This window comes from Chloroflexota bacterium, assembly GCA_018648225.1.
Taxonomy (GTDB): domain Bacteria; phylum Chloroflexota; class Anaerolineae; order Anaerolineales; family UBA11858; genus NIOZ-UU35.
Map to the genome: position 1 here is coordinate 1 of JABGRQ010000213.1, position 4,048 is coordinate 4,048.

Annotated in this window: 6 protein-coding genes; all 6 read right to left on the minus strand. The window is 53.5% G+C overall.

Translation table 11 applies throughout. From position 1 onward, the window contains the following. Positions 1-356: ATP-binding cassette domain-containing protein (locus tag HN413_18035; GenBank protein MBT3392301.1), on the minus strand; the 356-nt coding region annotated here is incomplete at its 3' end. 1 nt (position 357) lies between these two features. Continuing rightward, positions 358-1,167, minus strand: a complete 810-nt coding sequence (locus HN413_18040; protein MBT3392302.1) for an ABC transporter permease — start codon at positions 1,165-1,167, stop codon at positions 358-360. 89 nt (positions 1,168-1,256) lie between these two features. Continuing rightward, entirely contained in the window at positions 1,257-2,048 is a 792-nt protein-coding gene (locus HN413_18045) for an ABC transporter permease (protein ID MBT3392303.1), read from the minus strand. Between the two features lie 259 nt (positions 2,049-2,307). Continuing rightward, positions 2,308-2,592 carry a hypothetical protein gene (locus tag HN413_18050; protein MBT3392304.1) on the minus strand — a complete coding sequence of 95 codons (285 nt, stop codon included), beginning with the start codon at positions 2,590-2,592 and terminating at the stop codon, positions 2,308-2,310. 137 nt (positions 2,593-2,729) lie between these two features. After that, positions 2,730-3,527 (minus strand): 4Fe-4S binding protein, encoded by a 798-nt coding sequence (locus tag HN413_18055; protein MBT3392305.1) that lies wholly within the window; start codon positions 3,525-3,527, stop codon positions 2,730-2,732. Next, the coding region (locus tag HN413_18060) for a 4Fe-4S dicluster domain-containing protein (protein MBT3392306.1) at positions 3,524-4,048 on the minus strand (525 nt) is incomplete at its 5' end. The genes HN413_18060 and HN413_18055, both read right to left, overlap by 4 nt.

Consider the following 4,048-nt stretch of genomic DNA (forward strand, 5'->3'; position numbering starts at 1 on the left):
AGGGACTCAATCACGGGCAAATCCCACCATAGGGTTGTGCGCTGCCCAAATACGGCACCCACCCGCGAGACATATTTCTGGCGATCTCGCCACGGGAGCAGACCCATCACCGAGAGTTCGCCGCCCGTCGGGACCAGCAATCCGGTTAACATTTTGATCGTGGTGGATTTTCCGGCTCCATTCGGCCCGATATAGCCCACCAGTTCACCGGGCTGAATTTCAAAGCTGAGGCCATCTACAGCTTGCACCAGGTTGTACTGCCGCGTAAATAGGTTGCGCAGCGCGCCCATCGCCCCGCGGTGATGTTGGAAAACCTTGAAGTGCTTGGCGAGATTTTTTACTCGAATGATTGACATATTAAGTGCCTGTACTCTGATAATAACGAATCCCGAAGCGCCAAAAGGCCAGCGCCGTCATTAGCACGCTCAGGCCAGCCAGCGGAGCCAACCAGGGGGCAAAGGCGGGCAGGTGAAAGGGATCGGGCAGCTCAAGAATATACAGCGCCGGGTAATAGGCCAAAAAAATCGCTGGGATGACGTAGGTGAAAAACTGACGCAGGCCAGTGGGGAAAATGTGCATGGGATGCGAGGTCATATAATTACCGCCGTAGGTGAAGATATTGACGACTTCGATGGATTCGACCGTCCAGAAGGTGATCGTTGCCCCAATGATGAACAGCCCCCCGAAGAAAGCCACCTGACTGACGGCCATCAAGGTTGTCAGCAGCGCTTTGAGCGGAGTCCATGCCACGGGGTTGAGCGCCAGCGCAGAGGCAAAAATTCCTGCCCCAACAATGATCTTGCCGATACGGCGCAGGGTGAACTCCGAGCCGAGGACCTGCACGCTGATATTCACCGGACGCAGTAAAAGTTGGTCGAATGTCCCTCGGCGCACATTCTGCCCGAAAAGGGATGGATCGAACCCGGCGAAAATCATATCCATGACGCCAAAGGCGAACTCGGCCATGCCATAGAGAAAAGCCACTTGTCCCAGCGTCCAGCCGCCAAGATTGTCGAAACGCTCGAAGACCAGCGCCAACGAAGCGTACTCGAAGAGCGCAATCAAACCTGTGCCGACCAACTCCAGGGCAAAGGAGGCGCGGTATTGCATCTGTGAGCGAATTTGCACGCCGAGCAGGCGGCGGTAGAGATTTAGTGAGTCGTTCATAACGGTGTAGTATCACGCAAAGGCTTTTGGCGGTGTTCAATCTTCATACTATTCTTTGCGCCTCTGCGTCTTGGCGTGAGATAGTCAATTCACCCGCCCAAAATCACCAATCGCCGTACCCCGGCACGCAGAACGAACTGCCCGGCGGCGATCAGAATTGCAGCCCACAGCAATTGGACTAGTAGCGAGAGCAGCACTTCCGGGCCGCTGAGCATATTGAGATAGATTTCAACTATGCTATTGAGCATGTATGGGAAGGGTGTAAAACGGCTGATAGTTTGCACCCAATCTGGGTACAGGCGCAGAGGCATCAGGAAGCCAGAGAAAAACCACGAAAAGACGAAGAAGAAGCGCAAAATGCCGCGCGCATTGGGAGTCCATAAGGCGGAGAGATTGATCAGGAAACGCCAGGCAAAACTGATCAACCAACTGAGTGCAATCGCCATCAATACTGCCAGCATTTGAAGGGTGCTCTTCGGCCAGATTAAATCGAAAATCAGAGCATATCCAGCCATTAGAACCAGGCCGCGCAACAGCAAATTGACCAAGGCGCGGCCCAAATCTTGCGCCAGCCAGAAGGCGAAATAATTCATTGGCTTGAGCAGGTCGGAGGAAATATCACCGGTGTAGACGCTGTTCATCAACTCGAACCACGAGAACAGGCTCAAATAGCCGATGAAAGCCTGCGCCAGCGCCGCAAAGGTGATTGCCCCTTGCAGGCTGAGACCGCCTACTTCGGCTTGTTGGTCGTAGAGGGCAACGAAAATAGCCGCCCGCAAAATGCCAAAGAAGAAATTTGTCACCAACCCGGCGACGGTAGCGGCGCGGTAGGTCAGGTGGCGCTGCAAAGAAGTTTTCGTCAATTCCCAGAAAATGCGCATGAATTGGTGGAAGCTAAACAGTGGTCAGCGGATTGGCCCAGAGCGTGTATTTTAACGCAAAAGACCGCCTTGTGCGGCCTATGTATCAAGATTCCCCTCCCTCGTATCGGGGGAGGGGACAGGGGTGGGGGGCTGTTATTCCAACTTCCCCGGACTTATCACCATTATTTCTTGCGCTGAATTTAGTCTATCAGGGTTGGACTTTCTCTTCGGATGTGGTCACAATTATGGGTATATTACCAGAAAAATCATACATGCTTTAAAAAATCTCTCCCTCGAGCGTATCGTCAGGGCGTAAATTTTCTACCCAGCGATAGCCAATCGATTGGTAGAGTAATTCAACTTGAATAGTGAATAACGAACCCGGCGAATCGCCAAGTTCAATTGCATAGTGGATTGTATCGCCGCCAGCCATAACATCATCATCGCCAGTTGCATCTCCATAGGGCGTAATATCAGCGCTGGCATTGGCGAGATCAAAGCCGTTGGGCAGCAGGCGGTTATCTTTGGCGTAGGATGCAGCCTCTAAAACGCTGGTTGTCACCTATCCCTGGGAGTTGAGCATGATTGGCTCGTAAATCTGAACTTGCTCGGGGCTGGTGATTTGTGTGTAATGGGGTTCATATTTTGCGGGGTCTGTCCTTTTTGCAGATGGTCCTCCGGTAGACTGCGATTGTAGCGTTACTTAATCTGCAACAACTCTACATTAACCGCGCCACGCGGGCAGGCCGCAATACATTCCAGGCATTTGGTGCAAGTGGAAAAATCAGTGTCTTTCGAGAGATTCAATCCCTCGGGGCAGGCGCGCTGGCAAGCTACACAGGGCGTGCAGGTTTCTTCAGCGCGGCGAATTTTCAGGAAAGGGTTCCAGCGGCTGATGCGGCTGAATGCGGCTCCGAGCGGGCACATATCGCGGCACCACGAGCGTCCGGTCGCCCATTCTGCGCCGACGAGCATGGTGTACCAGCCGATGGTTGGAAAAACGCTGCCGCCATTTCCAGCGGCGATAGCGCCGCGACAAACAACGCCCGCCGGACAAATTGTACAAAATATTGGATTATGGCAAACGAAGGCCGCGCCGACGACGCCCCCAACAATCACGCGTTGAACCCAGGCGCGGTATTTCCAGGGTTTTGAGTTTTTCACCGGCCCGCGGTTGAAGATCCAGCGGCCAGGGCAGATCCAACTGCAAAAGGCGCGCCCAAAGAAAAAGATCAACCCCAGGCTTACCAGCGCGCCCACCAAGAGTGCAGGGATGATCTTCCGGGAAGCTGCAATCAGTTGTGCCACGCCCAGTGGGCAGGCTATCTGCAGGGGGCCAATATCCACCACGCAGGTACTTCCGTTCCAGATATCCGTGCCGATTAAAATAAAAAACCCGATGGTGAAGAAGAAACGCACCGTCGGCCATAATTTAAGCTGAAACCTGCTTTTTTTGCGCCGCTTCGATTTTGTGGCAGAGATGATTCGGGTGGTCATAGGCCTATAGAATTTACAGACTGGATGGATACGGCTTTGCCGCGTTTGGGATTGCCATCGGTAAAAGCCGAGCGCGGACAAATTGTGACGCAAGCCCCGCAGCCGTTGCAGCGTGCGGGATCAATGTGAGGGTTGCCGTCTTCGTCGCGGTAGATGGCTTGTTGAAGTTCATCACAAACGTGAATACACAGGCCGCAGCATAATTGGCAATTTAAATTCCAGGCAATACAGCGATCGGTATCAATGACAGCCGTGCCGATTTTTGCGATGTCGGGATTGAAGGGGAGTAGCGCTGCGGTTGGGCAAGCCTGCGTGCAATCTCCGCTGAAATCACACCAACCTTGCAGAGCATCCATGAAGGGAAAACCCGCTTCGTCGAAGTTGATCGCTTTCTGCTCGCAGGCAGCTACGCATTTTCCACAGCGAATACAAATAGCTTTGAAACTTATTGGGTCTTGTGCACCGGGTGGCAGGAGGGCTGCGGAAGCCTGAGCCGGGCGCAATAACCAATAAAGCAGCCC